At 55.0% G+C, this 456-nt stretch carries 1 pseudogene; it reads right to left on the reverse strand.

Going from position 1 to position 456, the window contains the following annotated elements:
• Positions 1–456: pseudogene (locus ACTHUR_RS20490) on the reverse strand (glycoside hydrolase family 65 protein); the annotation flags it as partial.

Below are 456 nucleotides of genomic sequence, written 5' to 3' on the forward strand. Positions count from 1 at the left end.
CCGAAGAAGTAGATGCCTTGCAAGACGTCCGCCTGTTTGATGAAGGGCGAACGCAGGATTTTGTCCCACGACCATTTCTGGTTGAGCGGCAAATCGTCGGGCGAAAGCGCGGACACGGGGCGAATGTCTTTGTCGAGGAAGCCGTCGTGCTGCACGAATACGCCGAGTTCTTCGTCATGCGGACGGTACATATTCGCGCTGATGTCCGCCCATTTTTCCAGCTCGGCGGCACTCACGTTCAAATCCGGACGCGGGTATTTCGCCAAGGCTTCGCGGGTGTAGTCCAATAGCCATGCGGCGAGGGTGTTGGTGTACCAGTTATTGTTGATGTTGTTTTCGTATTCGTTCGGACCGGTTACGCCGTGAATCATGTATTTGCCGTTGCGTTTGGAGAAGTGGACGCGGTCCGCCCAGAAGCGTGACACTTCGACCAAGACTTCCAAGCCTTCTTTTGCA

It is taken from the genome of Neisseria sp. P0021.S007, from assembly GCF_051956855.1.